The organism is Enterobacter sp. UPMP2060 (genome assembly GCF_053709655.1).
In genome coordinates this window covers 15,301-30,171 of record NZ_JBSKJQ010000006.1, presented here as the reverse complement: position 1 = coordinate 30,171, position 14,871 = coordinate 15,301, and the positions used below count along the sequence as shown (strand labels likewise).

The window sequence follows — 14,871 nt, the reverse complement described above, 5'->3', positions numbered from 1 at the left end:
CGTCTGAAATATATCAGTGGCAGCATTATAACAGCTATAAGTTTAAGCAATGGTTAAAAAGTGGGAGTATAAAAAAAGATGCGCATGAAGAAAAAATAAAAAAGGAAGTGAAAAAATGAATATAGATTATATATTAAAGCTTCTTAAAAAATACAATATAGATTTTGATGCTAACGAGTTTGTAAAAGCAAGTTTTAATATTAAAATGAAATACTATAGGTTAATATTAAATGAAAAGGAAAGACTGAAAGAAAATAAAATATTAGATGAAGCTGTTAAACAAAAAATAAAAATAGAAACTGACACATTTGACGCTGAGAAATTTCAAAAAGAAGCTGATGAACGTTATAAGTTATTCATGGAACGTCGCAATCTCTCCAGTAAGACTAAATGACAATCCCTATATTTAGGACGTCAAGAAGAATGGCGGGGGTTCCCTTTTAAGGGTTCCGCTATTGTTCTTGATGATATTCAGAACAAATACCATTTTGCATAGGTGGGTGGTTCACGTAGTGAGCCATCCACCTGATAAACTCTTTATAATAAGATTTTCGATATGTGCTGAGTCTGAGTGAAAAATGGCTACAAAAATTTGTACTTAACATTTACTTTTTGAATAGACCCTTCAGAATCTTTTCCATCTCTTTGTTTACATATTCAGTTGCAAGCCCTTTACCTTCTTCGGCTGCGACGTCGATTAAGGCATCATAATCATTAAGTTCATGGCAATTTTGACATTCAAGCATATCCCCAGAAACATACTCTTTTGTAGTATCTCCTTCTAAAGGGCAATCACAAAATAAACACTTGAGTTCTACAGAGAAACTTTTATCTTTCATTAATTTACTCCAAAAAATTTTAGTGAAAATGTTGCTAAGGCTAATAAAAAACCTAAAACAACAAATAACCCTTTATGATCTTCAACGTAATCGGATGCCTTTTTAAAAAAGCTCCGAGAAGCTTTTTGTTCTTCTGACTTGCGTTTTGACCTTGCCGCACCAACTCCTTTCGGAGTGATTCGTAAATGTCCGTATTTTTTACCTCCAAGCGATGTATGCTCAAGCCACTCATGCGCCAAGCATTTATCCGTAGCTTTTTCTAATTCGGAAAGTGTATATGAAGTTTTGTTTTCTGCATTTATCTCTTCTAGAAGCTCTTGGTCAACAGATAAAGTCACTAACTTACTCGTTGAACCCGTTGATTCCATATAATCTATTACATGATTAAGTATTTTAAATTCAGGCACAATTAATACCTTTAAATAGATAGATTAAAATTTTGCATGCGAGTGAATGATAACACGTTTGATACTTACCTCAGACCTTTCCCGCCGCACGGAGGAGGGTTAGACTCTGTATTGATCAGAGTAGCAAAGATACATTGTAAGTATGGAACAATAAAATCTATGCTGCAATGACTTTGTATTTTTGGGATTGAACGTAATCACTCCACCATTGCATTAACTCTATCCGTTCGGCTAAATATTCTGCACGGTTATAAGCCGCAATGATTTCATCTTTTTTAGAATGAGCGAGAGCTGCTTCAAGAACTTCAATCCTAAACTTCCCCGCTTCTTCGGCTGCTGTTCTGGCAATAGAACGCATACCATGTGCCACCAGTTCACCGCCAAAACCCATGCGGATGATCGCTGCGTTAGCTGTTTGCTCGTGCATATGGCTAAGAGGAGCTTTGATACTGGGGAAAACCCACTCACGATGACCGCTGATTGGTTTCATGGATTCAAGAATACGCATAGCTTCTTTACTCAATGGAACCTTGTGGGGCCGTTTCATCTTCATGAACTCAGCGGGGATGTTCCAGAATCGGTTCTCTTCGTCGATGTCAGTCCAACGAGCACGGACAGCCTCTCCGGGGCGAACCCATGTAAGAAGTTGCCATTCAATCAGCAGGCGTGTTTCTATGCGTATAGATGCGTTTGCTAAAGCCACTATGAATCTTGGTAACTCGCTGGGGGGTAGGGCTGGCATGTTTTGCTTTTTTGGCTTGCTGAAACGCTGTGTGAGATTATCTGCGGGGTTGAACTCAATAAGCTCTTCTGTGGCCGCATAACGGAAAATTTCGTTCAGTCGGGAAATTATACGGCGTAGAGTTTCAAGAACACCTCTTTGCTCGATAGGGTCAAGATGTTGTTTCAACATTTTAGGGCGGATCTCTTTAATAGGAATATCCCCCAATGTTGGAAAGATGTTTCGTTCAAGGCTACGCCAGATATCCTTAGCATGATCTTGCGATATGCCTGATGTTTTAATTTTTTCATCAAGCCACTTTTTCGCCACTGTTTGGAATGTGTGTTCAGTGGCATCTTTGAGCGCTTGAGCTTTTTGCTCATTGTGGGATTGGGGATCGATACCCTGTGCAAGCAAAGAGAGGTATTCATCCCGTAGCGCTCTTGCTTGAGCAAGTGTCAGGTAGGGATAGAACCCAAGACTCATTTTGGCCCGTTTCTTGGTTAAAGGAACGGTATAGCCGAGGTGCCAGATTTTTTTGCCACTTGGTTTGATACGCAGGAACAAGCCGTCTCCATCCCATAGCGTGAACTCTTTCTCTGTGGGCTTGGCCTTTCTGATCTCTGTGTCAGTGAGTTTTGTTGCTACTTTCGGCATTTTTGCTCCCTCGTTTTTACTCCCTCATCGACGAGGGATAATAGGAGGGTGCCATAAGGAATGGTTTCTAGCAATTCTCAGTAGACTTCACTGGACATGAAAAAGGCCGCAAACCCTTGTGGGATGCGGCCTTTGTAGACTTGAGTAGACGTCATTTTACTAAAAAGTGGTGGAGCTGGCGGGAGTTGAACCCGCGTCCGAAATTTCTACATCCTCGGTACTACATGCTTAGTTTGTCTTTACATTCGCACGCCAGCTGCGGACAGACACGCCACTAACGAACTAGCCTGATTAGTTTTAACGCTTCAACCCCAGGCAGGGCTTCCACGCGATCTCTTTTGGGTTTGACCTCTCTTTGATCCCCGTCTTAAGAGCGGAAGCTAGGGAGAGAGGGCTCAGAGCAGGTTATTAAGCTGCTAAAGCGTAGTTTTCGTCGTTTGCGACTATTTTTTTGCGGCTTTTAACGAGGCAAACCGCCCCTCGGCATGCACCTTGGGTTTCGCAAATCCCGTCGAATCCAGAATCAGCCCCAATAGTGTTGAACTAAGTATACCAGATTTCACTTCCTGGATACCAGCCCGGAACGCTAACTTATTGAATAGTACAATAAGTGTGCAGAATCAACGTCCTGCGTTTTTCATGATGCGCGCTTTATCAAGCTGCCACTCGCGCTCTTTCAGGTCAGTACGTTTGTCGTGCTGTTTTTTACCCTTCGCGACGCCAACTTTCACCTTGCACCATGCGTTTTTCCAGTACAGCGACAGGGCTACAACGGTGAAACCTTCACGGTTGATGCGTCCGTAGAGGGATTCCAGCTCACGCTTGTTCAGCAGCAGCTTTCGGGTGCGCGTTGGGTCACACACGTAGTGTGAGGAGGCGACGGTCAGCGGCGTAAAGTTCGCGCCGAATAGGAAGGCTTCGCCATCTTTCAGGATCACGTAGCTATCGCCGATGTTGGCTTTCCCGGCGCGCAGCGATTTTACTTCCCAGCCCTGCAACGCAAGGCCAGCTTCGAATTCTTCTTCAATGAAATACTCGTGGCGAGCACGCTTGTTGAGCGCAATGGTCGCCGAGCCTGGTTTATGTGCTTTTTTCTTCGTCATAAGTGTCGTAAAGCCGTCGGTAATCTGATTTCAAAAAGTCACCTCATTGCGTCCTGTGAGGTCTAACGCGCTATCTTAGCACGAGATGAGGCTTAGCGTTTTTTTAACAGGTGATAAATGTTATTATTTGTCCGTTGTGTGACCATGGGAAATGCTATGCCTCAGATTAGCCGTACTGCGCTTGTGCCTTACAGCGCGGAACAAATGTATCAGTTAGTGAACGACGTTCAGTCTTATCCAGAATTTATTCCGGGGTGCACCGGGAGCCGCGTTCTGGAGTCCGGCCCGACGCAGATGACTGCGGCGGTGGATGTCTCCAAAGCGGGGATCAGCAAGACGTTCACCACCCGCAATACGCTGACCAGCAATCAGAGTATTTTGATGCATCTGGTGGATGGTCCGTTTAAAACCCTTATGGGGGGCTGGAAGTTTACGCCGCTGAGCGCTGACGCCTGTCGCATCGAGTTCCAGCTGGACTTTGAATTTACCAATAAGCTGATTGAGCTGGCGTTTGGCCGCATTTTTAAAGAGCTGGCTTCGAATATGGTTCAGGCGTTCACCACCCGCGCCAAAGAGGTTTACAGTGTCGCATAAGATTGCTGTAGAAGTGGTGTATGCGCTGCCGGAGAAGCAGTATCTGCAGCGCGTGACGCTGGAAGAGGGGGCAACCGTTGAGGCGGCTATCCGCGCGTCCGGCATCCTCGAACTTCGCAGCGATATCGACCTGGCGAAAAATAAGGTCGGTATTTATAGCCGTCCGGTGAAGCTGGGTGATGTGCTGAAAGAGGGCGACCGGGTTGAGATTTATCGCCCGCTGATTGCTGACCCGAAAGAGCTGCGACGTCAGCGTGCGGAGAAAGCGGGTAAGTAGCGTGTTTTCCCCTCACCCTGACCCTCTCCCCAAAGGGGCGAGGGGATAAAAGAAAAACAAAAAGGTGCTCAATGAGCACCTTTTTGCATTTCTGACTTCTGATTATTTGGTCAGGGCAGGCTTGTTGTCGATGTTGGTCAACACACCGGCGCTGCTGAAGGTCAGCGTCAGGGTCTGCTGGGTCGCATCTTCGTGGCCCGGCTTCTGACGGAATACATAGAACCAGGTGTTAGTGCCGAACGGATCGGACATCATCGGGGTTCCCAGTGCATAAGCGACCTGCTGTTGTGTCATCCCCACACGGATTTTAGACACATCGTTAGGGGTAAGGTAGTTCCCCTGGTTGATGTCAGGACGGTAAACCACTTTCTCCAGAGTGGAACAGCCTGCGGTCAACATCAGAAGAACCGCTGCGGCAGCGGTCAGCATTTTACAACGCATAGTGATTTGATTCCTTTTCGGGCCCGAGCAGAACGCGGCTCATATGTAATATGCCGATGATAATAGACCTTGCCCCACTTTGAAACCGGTCTGGCGGCGTTTTTGTTGTTCTGTATGACCCTGAGATCCCGAAAAAGTTTATGCCGCCAGCAGTTCTTTCGCGTTCGCGAGCGTGTTACGCGTGACTTCGCTGCCGCCGAGCAGGCGAGCAAGCTCCTGCAGACGCGCACGTTTATCCAGCGGCGTCATATGCGTTTCGGTCATTTCACCGTCGGTTTCTTTACTGACGATAAAGTGATGATGACCACAGCCCGCGACCTGCGGCAGGTGGGTGACACACATCACCTGCGTTGATTCGCCTAGCTGGCGCAGCAGTTTGCCCACCACCGCCGCCGTTGGGCCGCTGATGCCGACATCCACTTCATCGAAAATCAGCGCCGGGGTTTCCATTTTACGCGCGGTAATCACCTGAATCGCCAGCGCAATACGCGAAAGTTCACCGCCGGAGGCCACTTTGGAGATAGCCTGCAGCGGCTGCCCCGGGTTGGTGGTGACGCGGAACTCGATGCGGTCCGCACCTTCTGCCGTCAGGTGGTTCTCTTCAAAGCGGACATCAATGGTGAAGATACCGTGCGGCATCGCCAGCGTGTGCATGCTGTCGGTGATGTGCTGGCTTAGCTCCTGGGCGTAATGCTGACGGATTTCATGCAGCTTTTGCGCTGTCGCCAGCGCCTGTTCATGATGCAGGTTCACCGCGAGAGAGAGGGTTTCCTGCGAGTCAGCCTGATCGTCAAGCTGCTGCTGTTCTTCCAGCAGAGACTGATAGAATCCTGGCAGCTCTTCCGGCGTGACGTGGTGCTTGCGCGCCAGTGAAATCTGACGGGAGATACGCTGCTCCAGCTCAAACAGACGGTTCGGGTCGAGATCCAGACGTTCACAGTAGTGGCGCAGTTCGTCACTGGCTTCGGAGATCTGAATGGCCGCTTCTTCCAGCATATCCAGGACGCCAGAAAGCTTGCTGTCCATGCCAACCAGTTCGGTAATGAGCTGGCGGACGTTATACAGCTGGCTTTGCAGGTTCACGTCTTCGCCGTCCGCCAGCAGGTTGAGCGCATTCTGGCTGGTTGAGAGCAGGTGGCCGCTGTTCGCCAGACGTTTGTACTCTTCGTCGATTTGCTCAAACTCACCCGGCTGCGGGTTGAATTCGTTGAGCTCTTTAAGCTGGTACGCCAGCAGCTCCGCACGTGCTGCGCGCTCCTGGCTTTGCTGCTGGTGCTGGGCAAGTTCACGGCAGCTCTGATGCCACTGGCGATAGTGCTCCGCCATAAGCTGAGTAAGCGCGTACTCACCCGCATAGCCATCGAGCAGCGCTTTCTGCTGTTCAGGTTTGACGAGTTGCTGGTGCGCGTGCTGACCGTGGATCTGGATAAGCAGCTGGCCGAGTTCGCGAAGCTGGGAGAGCGGGACCGCCGTGCCGTTGATAAAGCCACGTGAACGACCGTCGCTGCTGATCACGCGGCGAAGTAAACACTCACGTCCATCTTCAAGCTGGTTCTGTTCCAGCCAGCGCTGGGCGGCAGGGGTGTCTTTCAGGGAGAAACGGGCGCACAGGTCGGCACGGTTTGCGCCCATGCGCACCATGTCGCCCTCTGCGCGGCCACCAAGGCACAAGCCGAGGGCATCAATGGCAATGGATTTACCTGCACCGGTTTCCCCGGTGATCGCCGTCATGCCGCTGTGGAAATCGATCTCAAGCTCACGAACAATGGCAAAGTTGCTGATGGTCAGTTGTGCCAGCATAATTGTTTTCCTGTATGAAAAACCATAACTGTGTTTTCATACAGTATAAACTGGTTTTTTATACAGTAAAGTACTGGATGCAAAATCAGAACAATTTTTTTGACCAGCCAAGCTTCGAGCTTAATGTGTTGAAATAGCTGTAATCTTTCGGATGAATCAGATTAAGGTGGTAATCACATCGACGAATGAGAACATCTTCACCTTCCTGGATCGGCAGCGCTATCTGGCTGTCGCAGCTGATCTCCAGGTCGTTACGGCGGTGCGAGAAGCGCAGACGTATCGTGCTGTCGCCGTTGATGACCAGCGGGCGGGCGGAGAGCGTGTGCGGGAACATCGGTACCAGGGTGATGGCATCCAGCGAAGGCGTCAGGATCGGGCCGCCGGCAGAAAGCGAGTAGGCGGTTGAGCCGGTCGGAGTGGAGATAATCAGCCCGTCGGAACGCTGGGAGAAGGCAAAGATTTCGTCGATGTAAACTTCGAATTCAATCATGTGCGCCACTTTTCCGGGGTGAAGAACCACCTCGTTAATTGCGGTGCTGATGCGCTTCTGACAGTCCTGCTGGCACACCTGTGCTTCCAGTAAAAAGCGTTTTTCGCTGATATAGTGCCCTTCCAGCACGTCAGCCAGCTGCTGCTGCGCATTGTCCGGGTCGAGGTCGGTTAAAAAGCCGAGATTGCCACGGTTGATGCCGATGACCTTAATGTCATAACGCGCCAGCGTGCGGGCCGCGCCGAGCATATTGCCGTCGCCGCCCACCACCACGGCGAGATCGGCCTGTTGGCCAATTTCCGCCAGCGTGCCGGTTTTGACGCTCTTCAGCTGAAGCTCCTGCGCAATCTGCTGCTCGACCATCACTTCATAGCCTTTGCTACACAACCAGCGATACAACATTTCATGTGTCGTTAGTGCGGTAGGGTGACGCGGATGCCCGACGATCCCAATACACCTGAAATGATTATTCATTTTCTGGAGGTCCTTGTGCCTGATGAATGATGACAATCTGTCTTGTTCCCTTGAATCCCGGAAACTGATCCCCATAATAAGCGAAGTTAGCGAGATGAATGCAGAAAAACGCGGAGAAATTCATGAGTAGTAAAGAACAGAAAACGCCTGAGGGGCAAGCCCCTGAAGAAATTATCACGGAACAGCACGATGAAGTTGAGGCTGTAGAGCCAGACGCATCTGCTGAGCAGGTGGACCCGCGCGATGAAAAAATTGCGAATCTGGAAGCCCAGCTGGTAGAAGCACAGAATCGCGAACGCGATGGTGTTCTGCGCATCAAGGCGGAAATGGAAAACCTGCGTCGTCGTACCGAGCAGGACGTTGAGAAGGCGCATAAATTTGCGCTGGAGAAATTCGTCAACGAACTGCTGCCGGTAATCGATAGCCTCGATCGCGCGCTGGAAGTGGCTGACAAAGCGAATCCGGACAACGCGGCGATGATCGAAGGTATTGAACTGACGCTGAAATCCATGCTCGACGTGGTGCGTAAGTTTGGCGTGGAAGTGATTGCCGATACCAACGTACCGCTGGATCCAAACGTCCACCAGGCGATTGCAATGGTGGAGTCAGAAGAGGTGGAAGCCGGTAAAGTGCTGGGCGTGATGCAGAAAGGTTACACCCTGAACGGCCGTACCATTCGCGCTGCGATGGTGACCGTGGCGAAAGCGAAAGCGTAATTTGCCATTCGTAGTGCCGGGTGGCGGTTTCGCCTTACCCGGCCTACAGCCTTACTCAGCGATACTTTCGCGCAGGGGTTTTACGGGCAGGACTTTCACCTGCTTAATCATATTGTCCTGCACGTCCAGGATATCAATATCGTACTGCTCAATGCGCACCCGCGTGCCCGCCGCCGGGATCTCTTCCAGCGCTTCCAGAATCATCCCGTTAATCGTGCGAGCCTCATCTTCCGGCAAATGCCAGTTAAAGGCTTTGTTGAGTTCGCGAATGTTCGCGCTACCGTCAATCAGCACCGAGCCGTCGTTTTGCGGGGTGACCTCTTCCGCGAGGGAAGGTGACATTGACGTAGTAAAGTCCCCGACAATCTCTTCCAGAATATCTTCGACCGTCACCAGCCCCTGAATGTCGCCGTACTCATTGACCACCAGGCCGACTTTTTTCTTGTTGCGCTGGAATTTCACCAGCTGCGTGCTGAGCGGCGTTCCTTCCGGCACGTAGTAAATCTCGTCGGCGGCGCGCAGCATCACCTCTTTGGTGAACTCTTTTTTCTCGGTCATCAGACGGTAGGCTTCGCGCACGCGCAGCATGCTGATGGCGTCATCCAGCGAATCGCGATAGAGCACAATGCGCCCGTGCGGGGAGTGCGTCAGCTGGCGGACGATGGCTTTCCAGTCGTCATTGATGTCGATACCGACGATTTCGTTACGCGGCACCATAATGTCGTTGACGCTCACCTTTTCCAGATCCAGCACTGACAGGAGCATGTCCTGATTGCGCCGGGAGATCTGCGAGCGGGATTCATTCACGATGGTGCGCAGCTCCTCTTTGCTGAGCGCGCTGCTGATGGTGACATCGGCTTTGATTCCCACCATCCGCATCAGTACGCGCGTTACCATGTTCAGCAGCCAGACCAGGGGCATCATCAGGATCTGCAGCGGTGCCAGCAGGAAGCTGCTCGGGTAGGCGACTTTCTCCGGGTAAAGCGCGGCAATGGTTTTCGGCAGCACTTCGGCAAACACCAGTACCACAAACGTCAGCACGCCGGTGGCAATCGCCACCCCGGCGTTGCCGTACAGGCGCATCCCAACGATGGTGCCGAGGGCGGAGGCCAGAATGTTGACAAGGTTGTTGCCGATGAGCACCAGGCTTATCAGGCGATCCGGCTTGCGAAGCAGTTTTTCAACGCGACGAGCGGCACGGTTACCCTGTTTAGCACGATGACGTAACCGGTAGCGGTTTAAGGTCATCATGCCGGTTTCCGAGCCGGAGAAATAGGCGGAGATGACCACCATGACGATCAGGATAACGATCAGCGTGGTGGTAGAGATGTGTTCCAGGGGGAACTCCTTTGTTTCTTAGCCAGCAAATTGCTGTATGAAGCGGCTGCCAAAATAGGCAAGGGTGAGAATGCCCGCACCCGCGACGTTGAACCAGACCACGCGACGACCGCGCCAGCCTTCATGATAATGGCCCCATAACAGGACAATATAGACAAACCACGCGATGATGGAGAGCACCGCTTTATCGATGTTCTCCACGCTGAACAGGTTCTTCATGTAAAACAGGCCCGTGCAGAGCGTCAGCGTCAGCAGCACAACGCCCACCTGGGTGATGTGGAACATCTTACGCTCAATGACCATCAGCGGCGGCATCTCATGGTTAAACGCCAGCTTTTTGTTTTTCAGCTGATAGTCAATCCAGGCGAGCTGCATGGCGTAAAGCGCGGCAATGATCAGCGTCGCGTAGGCAAAGAGCGACAGGCCGATATGCACCAACATCCCCGGCGTCGCCTCCAGATGCGTAATGAATTCATTAGGCATAAAGGTGGCGAGGGCCAGATTGATCAGCGCGAAGGTATAGACAATCGGCAGCAGCAGCCAGCCGCGATTTTTAGACGCGACGATGGTCATTACCGTGCAGATCATCAGGCTGACCAGCGAGCCGACGTTAAGGACGCTCAGGTTTTGCACGCTGCCGTCGCCGGGAATGATGCGTGATTCCAGCGCAAACGCGTGGCTGATCAGTGCGATCACCGCGGAAAGAATAGCCATGCGCCGCCAGCCGCTGTTTTTTTGCAGCAGTCCGGGAACGATCAGCGCGAGGCTGACTGAGTAGGCAACAAGGGCGATCAGTGCGAAAACAGGCATATAGGCATCGACAGTTGTCTTAATAAGAAAGAGAAGCAGTATAACGTTACGTGACGCCTGCTCCAACCGTTGCATAACAACAAAGGCGCCTTCATGTTATACTCCGGCAAAATTCTGTGTATGTGTCGCCCATGGCGGCCCAACGTTTCTACTCAGGCGAGAGACAATGTTTGATAATTTAACCGATCGTTTGTCGCGCACGCTGCGCAACATCAGCGGCCGCGGACGCCTTACTGAAGAGAACATCAAGGAAACGCTGCGCGAAGTGCGCATGGCGCTGCTGGAAGCAGACGTCGCGTTGCCGGTTGTTCGTGATTTTATCAACCGCGTTAAAGAGAAGGCGGTTGGTCATGAAGTTAACAAGAGCCTGACCCCGGGCCAGGAATTCGTCAAAATCGTTCGTAATGAACTGGTTTCGGCGATGGGCGAAGAGAACCAGGTGCTTAACCTGGCGGCTCAGCCGCCGGCCGTGGTGCTGATGGCGGGCCTGCAGGGTGCGGGTAAAACGACCAGCGTCGGTAAGCTGGGTAAATTCCTGCGTGAAAAGCACAAGAAGAAAGTGCTGGTGGTCTCTGCGGACGTCTATCGCCCGGCGGCGATCAAACAGCTGGAAACCCTGGCCGAGCAGGTCGGCGTAGATTTCTTCCCGTCCGACGTGGCGCAGAAGCCTGTCGACATCGTTAACGCGGCGCTGAAAGAAGCGAAGCTGAAATTCTACGACGTGCTGCTGGTGGATACCGCCGGTCGTCTGCACGTTGACGAAGCGATGATGGACGAGATCAAGCAGGTACATGCCTCTATCAACCCGGTAGAGACCCTGTTCGTTGTCGACGCCATGACCGGTCAGGATGCGGCGAATACCGCGAAAGCGTTTAACGAAGCGCTGCCGTTAACTGGCGTAGTGCTGACCAAAGTAGACGGTGACGCCCGCGGCGGTGCGGCGCTCTCGATTCGTCACATCACCGGTAAGCCGATTAAATTCCTCGGCGTGGGCGAGAAAACTGAAGCGCTCGAGCCGTTCCACCCGGATCGTATTGCCTCCCGTATCCTCGGCATGGGCGACGTGCTGTCGCTGATCGAAGATATCGAGAGCAAGGTTGACCGCGCGCAGGCCGAGAAGCTGGCCAGCAAGCTGAAAAAAGGCGACGGTTTCGATCTTACCGACTTCCTTGAGCAGCTGCGTCAGATGAAAAACATGGGCGGCATGGCCAGCCTGATGGGCAAACTGCCGGGCATGGGCCAGATCCCTGACAACGTGAAAGCGCAGATGGATGACAAGGTGCTGGTGCGTATGGAGGCGATCATCAACTCGATGACCCTCAAAGAGCGCGCTAACCCGGATATCATCAAAGGTTCCCGTAAACGCCGTATCGCAGCCGGTTGCGGCATGCAGGTGCAGGACGTTAACCGTCTTCTTAAACAGTTCGACGACATGCAGCGCATGATGAAGAAAATGAAGAAAGGCGGCATGGCGAAGATGATGCGCGGCATGAAAGGCATGATGCCACCCGGTTTTCCAGGGCGTTAATCGCTTTTGAGATTGCTTTTTGCCCGAAAATGAGTAAAATTTTCGGGCTTTTAATATGACACCCGGGCTCCGTTCCTCGATGGGGCCCGGTTGTTTTATTCACACAAGAGGATGTTATGGTAACTATTCGTTTAGCTCGTCACGGCGCTAAAAAGCGTCCGTTCTACCAGGTTGTTGTGACTGACAGCCGTAATGCACGCAACGGTCGCTTCATCGAGCGCGTTGGTTTCTTCAACCCACTGGCCGCTGGCGCAGAAGAAGAAACTCGTCTGGATCTGGATCGTATCGCTCACTGGGTTGGCCAGGGCGCTACTGTTTCCGATCGCGTTGCTACGCTGATCAAAGCAGCAAACAAAGCAGCTTAATCTGTCACGGTGGTCATGATGAGCAATAAAGCACCTGTTGAACCGATCGTATTGGGAAAAATGGGTTCTTGCTACGGTATCCGTGGTTGGCTCAGAGTGTTTTCCTCCACTGAAGACGCTGATAGCATTTTTGATTACCAGCCCTGGTTTATCCAGAAAGGCGGTAAGTGGGAAGAGGTCGAGCTGGAAAGCTGGCGTCACCACAATCAGGACATCATCATCAAGCTGAAAGGCGTTGACGATCGTGATGCCGCGAATGCGCTGACTAATTGTGAAATTGTCGTGGATTCGTCGCAGTTGCCACAGCTGGAAGAGGGCGACTACTACTGGAAAGACCTTATGGGTTGCCAGGTAGTCACTACCGAAGGCTACAGCCTGGGGAAAGTCATCGATATGATGGAAACCGGGTCAAATGACGTTCTCGTCATTAAGGCAAACCTGAAAGATGCATTTGGCATCAAGGAGCGGTTGGTTCCGTTCCTCGATGGACAGGTTATCAAGAAAGTCGATCTCACTACTCAAACCATTGAAGTAGATTGGGATCCTGGTTTTTAAATTCTCCGGATAAACGGTAAAAGACGGCGCTATGTGGATTGGCATAATTAGCCTGTTTCCTGAAATGTTCCGCGCGATTACCGATTACGGGGTAACTGGCCGGGCAGTAAAGAATGGCCTGCTGAGCATCCAGAGCTGGAGTCCTCGTGACTTTACTCATGACCGGCACCGTACCGTGGACGATCGTCCTTACGGCGGCGGACCGGGGATGCTAATGATGGTGCAACCCTTACGGGACGCCATTCACACAGCAAAAGCCGCGGCAGGTGAAGGCGCAAAGGTGATTTATCTGTCACCTCAGGGACGCAAGCTTGATCAAGCGGGCGTGAGCGAACTGGCGACGAATCAAAAGCTGATTCTGGTCTGTGGGCGCTACGAAGGAATAGATGAGCGCGTAATTCAAACCGAGATTGACGAAGAATGGTCTATCGGCGATTACGTTCTCAGCGGTGGTGAGTTACCCGCAATGACGCTGATTGACTCCGTCGCCCGGTTCATTCCGGGAGTTCTGGGCCATGAAGCTTCGGCAACGGAAGATTCCTTTGCCGATGGGTTGCTGGACTGTCCACACTATACTCGTCCTGAAGTGTTAGAAGGGATGGAAGTACCGGCAGTGTTACTGTCTGGAAACCATGCCGAGATACGTCGCTGGCGTTTGAAGCAGTCGCTGGGCCGAACCTGGCTTAGAAGACCTGAACTTCTGGAAAACCTGGCTCTGACTGAAGAGCAAGCAAAGTTGCTGGCCGAGTTCAAAACTGAACACGCGCACCAGCAGCATGAACATGATGGGAATGCGTAATACGCTCCCGAATATCAGTTTACCCAGGATAAGAGATTAAATTATGAGCAACATTATTAAGCAACTTGAACAAGAGCAGATGAAGCAGGACGTACCTTCCTTCCGTCCAGGTGACACCGTGGAAGTGAAAGTATGGGTTGTTGAAGGTTCCAAAAAACGTCTGCAGGCATTCGAGGGCGTGGTTATCGCTATTCGTAACCGCGGTCTGCACTCTGCATTCACTGTTCGTAAAATTTCCAACGGCGAAGGCGTTGAGCGTGTCTTCCAGACTCACTCTCCGGTAGTTGACAGCATTGCTGTTAAACGTCGTGGTGCTGTACGTAAAGCTAAACTGTACTACCTGCGTGAGCGTACTGGTAAGTCTGCTCGTATTAAAGAGCGTCTGAACTAAGATTCGCTTAAGCGACATCCTGTTAGAAAGGGCTGGCCGAAAGGCTGGCCCTTTTTTTATCCCTGCGCATTTCTCACGTTAACCCTTTTGTCATAAATCATTTACAATGCTTGCCTCTTGAATGGAGGGGACGTGGATAACGTACTGCATCAGCCTGACCGGAAGCGCGCAGCGGCATTGACCGCGCTGTTTGCGATCCTGCTGATCGTGGTAGCGCCGCTTATCTCCGTCTCCTTGCAGAAAGATCCCATGAGCGCGATGCCGGGCATGCATCATGACATGAGCATGATGTCGATGGACGAGCATCAGGGCGATATGCCGCATACGATGCCTGTCGACCATGCGGAAGCGTGCGGCTACTGCGTGCTGTTAGCGCATGTCCCTGGCGTGATGCTGGCGCTGATCGTCCTGCTCAGCGCGGTATTACAGAGGCTTCGCATTAAGCCGCCGCGCCAGGCGGTTAGCCACTGGCACTTTTTCCCCTGGCTTTACCCTGATACCCGCGCGCCGCCGCGGCAGTCTGCTTTTTCCCTTTAAAACTAAATCGATAACTTTTTGCCTTAAAA

19 protein-coding genes and 1 other RNA gene are annotated in these 14,871 nt (G+C 51.4%); 10 read left to right on the top strand and 10 right to left on the bottom strand.

Going from position 1 to position 14,871, the window contains the following annotated elements:
* The first annotated feature begins 115 nt into the window (after positions 1-115).
* Positions 116-394: a hypothetical protein gene (locus ACWKXN_RS13760; RefSeq protein ID WP_454543913.1), complete on the top strand. Its 279-nt coding sequence runs from the start codon at positions 116-118 to the stop codon at positions 392-394.
* Between the two features lie 211 nt (positions 395-605).
* Here the strand turns inward: ACWKXN_RS13760 and ACWKXN_RS13755 are convergent, their stop codons facing one another.
* From ACWKXN_RS13755 to smpB, 5 genes are all read right to left on the bottom strand, one after another.
* On the bottom strand, positions 606-839 hold the full coding sequence (locus tag ACWKXN_RS13755) for a hypothetical protein (protein WP_145931497.1): 234 nt from the start codon (positions 837-839) through the stop codon (positions 606-608).
* On the bottom strand, positions 839-1,246 hold the full coding sequence (locus tag ACWKXN_RS13750) for a hypothetical protein (protein ID WP_102801050.1): 408 nt from the start codon (positions 1,244-1,246) through the stop codon (positions 839-841). Before ACWKXN_RS13750 ends, ACWKXN_RS13755 begins: the two co-directional genes overlap by 1 nt.
* A 157-nt stretch (positions 1,247-1,403) precedes the next feature.
* Entirely contained in the window at positions 1,404-2,624 is a 1,221-nt protein-coding gene (locus ACWKXN_RS13745; protein WP_434637448.1) for an integrase domain-containing protein, read from the bottom strand.
* 167 nt (positions 2,625-2,791) lie between these two features.
* Positions 2,792-3,155, bottom strand: a transfer-messenger RNA (tmRNA) gene (ssrA, locus tag ACWKXN_RS13740).
* An 89-nt stretch (positions 3,156-3,244) separates the two neighbouring features.
* Positions 3,245-3,727, bottom strand: a complete 483-nt coding sequence (gene smpB, locus ACWKXN_RS13735; RefSeq protein WP_008502505.1) for an SsrA-binding protein SmpB — start codon at positions 3,725-3,727, stop codon at positions 3,245-3,247.
* Positions 3,728-3,883: 156 nt separating this feature from the next.
* Between smpB and ACWKXN_RS13730 the strand changes: the two genes are divergently transcribed.
* Positions 3,884-4,321, top strand: a complete 438-nt coding sequence (locus ACWKXN_RS13730) for a type II toxin-antitoxin system RatA family toxin (protein ID WP_024908332.1) — start codon at positions 3,884-3,886, stop codon at positions 4,319-4,321.
* Positions 4,311-4,598 carry an RnfH family protein gene (locus ACWKXN_RS13725; RefSeq protein WP_023308884.1) on the top strand — a complete coding sequence of 96 codons (288 nt, stop codon included), beginning with the start codon at positions 4,311-4,313 and terminating at the stop codon, positions 4,596-4,598. Before ACWKXN_RS13730 ends, ACWKXN_RS13725 begins: the two co-directional genes overlap by 11 nt.
* Positions 4,599-4,700: 102 nt before the next feature.
* Here the strand turns inward: ACWKXN_RS13725 and bamE are convergent, their stop codons facing one another.
* The 3 genes from bamE to nadK all read right to left on the bottom strand — a co-directional run bounded on the left by bamE (position 4,701) and on the right by nadK (position 7,803).
* Positions 4,701-5,039 carry an outer membrane protein assembly factor BamE gene (bamE, locus tag ACWKXN_RS13720; protein ID WP_008502502.1) on the bottom strand — a complete coding sequence of 113 codons (339 nt, stop codon included), beginning with the start codon at positions 5,037-5,039 and terminating at the stop codon, positions 4,701-4,703.
* Between the two features lie 138 nt (positions 5,040-5,177).
* Entirely contained in the window at positions 5,178-6,839 is a 1,662-nt protein-coding gene (gene recN / locus ACWKXN_RS13715; RefSeq protein WP_412730062.1) for a DNA repair protein RecN, read from the bottom strand.
* 85 nt (positions 6,840-6,924) lie between these two features.
* Positions 6,925-7,803: an NAD(+) kinase gene (nadK, locus tag ACWKXN_RS13710; RefSeq protein ID WP_008502500.1), complete on the bottom strand. Its 879-nt coding sequence runs from the start codon at positions 7,801-7,803 to the stop codon at positions 6,925-6,927.
* A gap of 122 nt (positions 7,804-7,925) precedes the next feature.
* Here nadK and grpE point away from each other — a divergent pair, with 122 nt between their 5' ends.
* Entirely contained in the window at positions 7,926-8,519 is a 594-nt protein-coding gene (gene grpE, locus ACWKXN_RS13705; protein ID WP_023333122.1) for a nucleotide exchange factor GrpE, read from the top strand.
* A gap of 51 nt (positions 8,520-8,570) precedes the next feature.
* On the opposite strand, the gene ACWKXN_RS13700 is transcribed toward grpE, so the two are convergent.
* A complete protein-coding gene (locus ACWKXN_RS13700) occupies positions 8,571-9,857 on the bottom strand; it encodes an HlyC/CorC family transporter (RefSeq protein ID WP_025759264.1) in 1,287 nt (428 codons plus the stop codon).
* A gap of 18 nt (positions 9,858-9,875) precedes the next feature.
* A complete protein-coding gene (locus ACWKXN_RS13695; protein WP_014884879.1) occupies positions 9,876-10,667 on the bottom strand; it encodes a cytochrome C assembly family protein in 792 nt (263 codons plus the stop codon).
* Between the two features lie 166 nt (positions 10,668-10,833).
* Between ACWKXN_RS13695 and ffh the strand changes: the two genes are divergently transcribed.
* The 6 genes from ffh to ACWKXN_RS13665 all read left to right on the top strand — a co-directional run bounded on the left by ffh (position 10,834) and on the right by ACWKXN_RS13665 (position 14,842).
* Positions 10,834-12,195 carry a signal recognition particle protein gene (gene ffh, locus ACWKXN_RS13690; RefSeq protein WP_014884878.1) on the top strand — a complete coding sequence of 454 codons (1,362 nt, stop codon included), beginning with the start codon at positions 10,834-10,836 and terminating at the stop codon, positions 12,193-12,195.
* A gap of 116 nt (positions 12,196-12,311) precedes the next feature.
* Positions 12,312-12,560, top strand: coding sequence for a 30S ribosomal protein S16 (gene rpsP / locus ACWKXN_RS13685; protein ID WP_003863133.1), 249 nt, complete (start codon positions 12,312-12,314; stop codon positions 12,558-12,560).
* 15 nt (positions 12,561-12,575) lie between these two features.
* Entirely contained in the window at positions 12,576-13,115 is a 540-nt protein-coding gene (gene rimM, locus ACWKXN_RS13680; protein ID WP_029741020.1) for a ribosome maturation factor RimM, read from the top strand.
* Positions 13,116-13,146: 31 nt separating this feature from the next.
* The gene (gene trmD, locus ACWKXN_RS13675; RefSeq protein WP_014832949.1) at positions 13,147-13,914 is read left to right on the top strand and encodes a tRNA (guanosine(37)-N1)-methyltransferase TrmD; all 768 of its coding nucleotides are present in this window, start codon (positions 13,147-13,149) and stop codon (positions 13,912-13,914) included.
* A gap of 43 nt (positions 13,915-13,957) precedes the next feature.
* Positions 13,958-14,305 carry a 50S ribosomal protein L19 gene (rplS, locus tag ACWKXN_RS13670; RefSeq protein ID WP_002914145.1) on the top strand — a complete coding sequence of 116 codons (348 nt, stop codon included), beginning with the start codon at positions 13,958-13,960 and terminating at the stop codon, positions 14,303-14,305.
* A 132-nt stretch (positions 14,306-14,437) separates the two neighbouring features.
* Positions 14,438-14,842, top strand: coding sequence for a DUF2946 domain-containing protein (locus tag ACWKXN_RS13665; protein ID WP_048979772.1), 405 nt, complete (start codon positions 14,438-14,440; stop codon positions 14,840-14,842).
* Positions 14,843-14,871: the final 29 nt, after the last annotated feature.

What these genes read in the sequence shown, in the direction of transcription:
- ACWKXN_RS13760 (WP_454543913.1), top strand. Translation starts at nt 116, where the DNA reads ATGAATATAGATTATATATTAAAGCTTCTTAAAAAATACAATATAGAT.
- ACWKXN_RS13755 (WP_145931497.1), bottom strand. Translation starts at nt 839, where the DNA reads ATGAAAGATAAAAGTTTCTCTGTAGAACTCAAGTGTTTATTTTGTGAT.
- ACWKXN_RS13745 (WP_434637448.1), bottom strand. Translation starts at nt 2,624, where the DNA reads ATGCCGAAAGTAGCAACAAAACTCACTGACACAGAGATCAGAAAGGCC.
- smpB (WP_008502505.1), bottom strand. Translation starts at nt 3,727, where the DNA reads ATGACGAAGAAAAAAGCACATAAACCAGGCTCGGCGACCATTGCGCTC.
- ACWKXN_RS13730 (WP_024908332.1), top strand. Translation starts at nt 3,884, where the DNA reads ATGCCTCAGATTAGCCGTACTGCGCTTGTGCCTTACAGCGCGGAACAA.
- bamE (WP_008502502.1), bottom strand. Translation starts at nt 5,039, where the DNA reads ATGCGTTGTAAAATGCTGACCGCTGCCGCAGCGGTTCTTCTGATGTTG.
- recN (WP_412730062.1), bottom strand. Translation starts at nt 6,839, where the DNA reads ATGCTGGCACAACTGACCATCAGCAACTTTGCCATTGTTCGTGAGCTT.
- nadK (WP_008502500.1), bottom strand. Translation starts at nt 7,803, where the DNA reads ATGAATAATCATTTCAGGTGTATTGGGATCGTCGGGCATCCGCGTCAC.
- grpE (WP_023333122.1), top strand. Translation starts at nt 7,926, where the DNA reads ATGAGTAGTAAAGAACAGAAAACGCCTGAGGGGCAAGCCCCTGAAGAA.
- ACWKXN_RS13695 (WP_014884879.1), bottom strand. Translation starts at nt 10,667, where the DNA reads ATGCCTGTTTTCGCACTGATCGCCCTTGTTGCCTACTCAGTCAGCCTC.
- ffh (WP_014884878.1), top strand. Translation starts at nt 10,834, where the DNA reads ATGTTTGATAATTTAACCGATCGTTTGTCGCGCACGCTGCGCAACATC.
- rpsP (WP_003863133.1), top strand. Translation starts at nt 12,312, where the DNA reads ATGGTAACTATTCGTTTAGCTCGTCACGGCGCTAAAAAGCGTCCGTTC.
- rimM (WP_029741020.1), top strand. Translation starts at nt 12,576, where the DNA reads ATGATGAGCAATAAAGCACCTGTTGAACCGATCGTATTGGGAAAAATG.
- trmD (WP_014832949.1), top strand. Translation starts at nt 13,147, where the DNA reads ATGTGGATTGGCATAATTAGCCTGTTTCCTGAAATGTTCCGCGCGATT.
- rplS (WP_002914145.1), top strand. Translation starts at nt 13,958, where the DNA reads ATGAGCAACATTATTAAGCAACTTGAACAAGAGCAGATGAAGCAGGAC.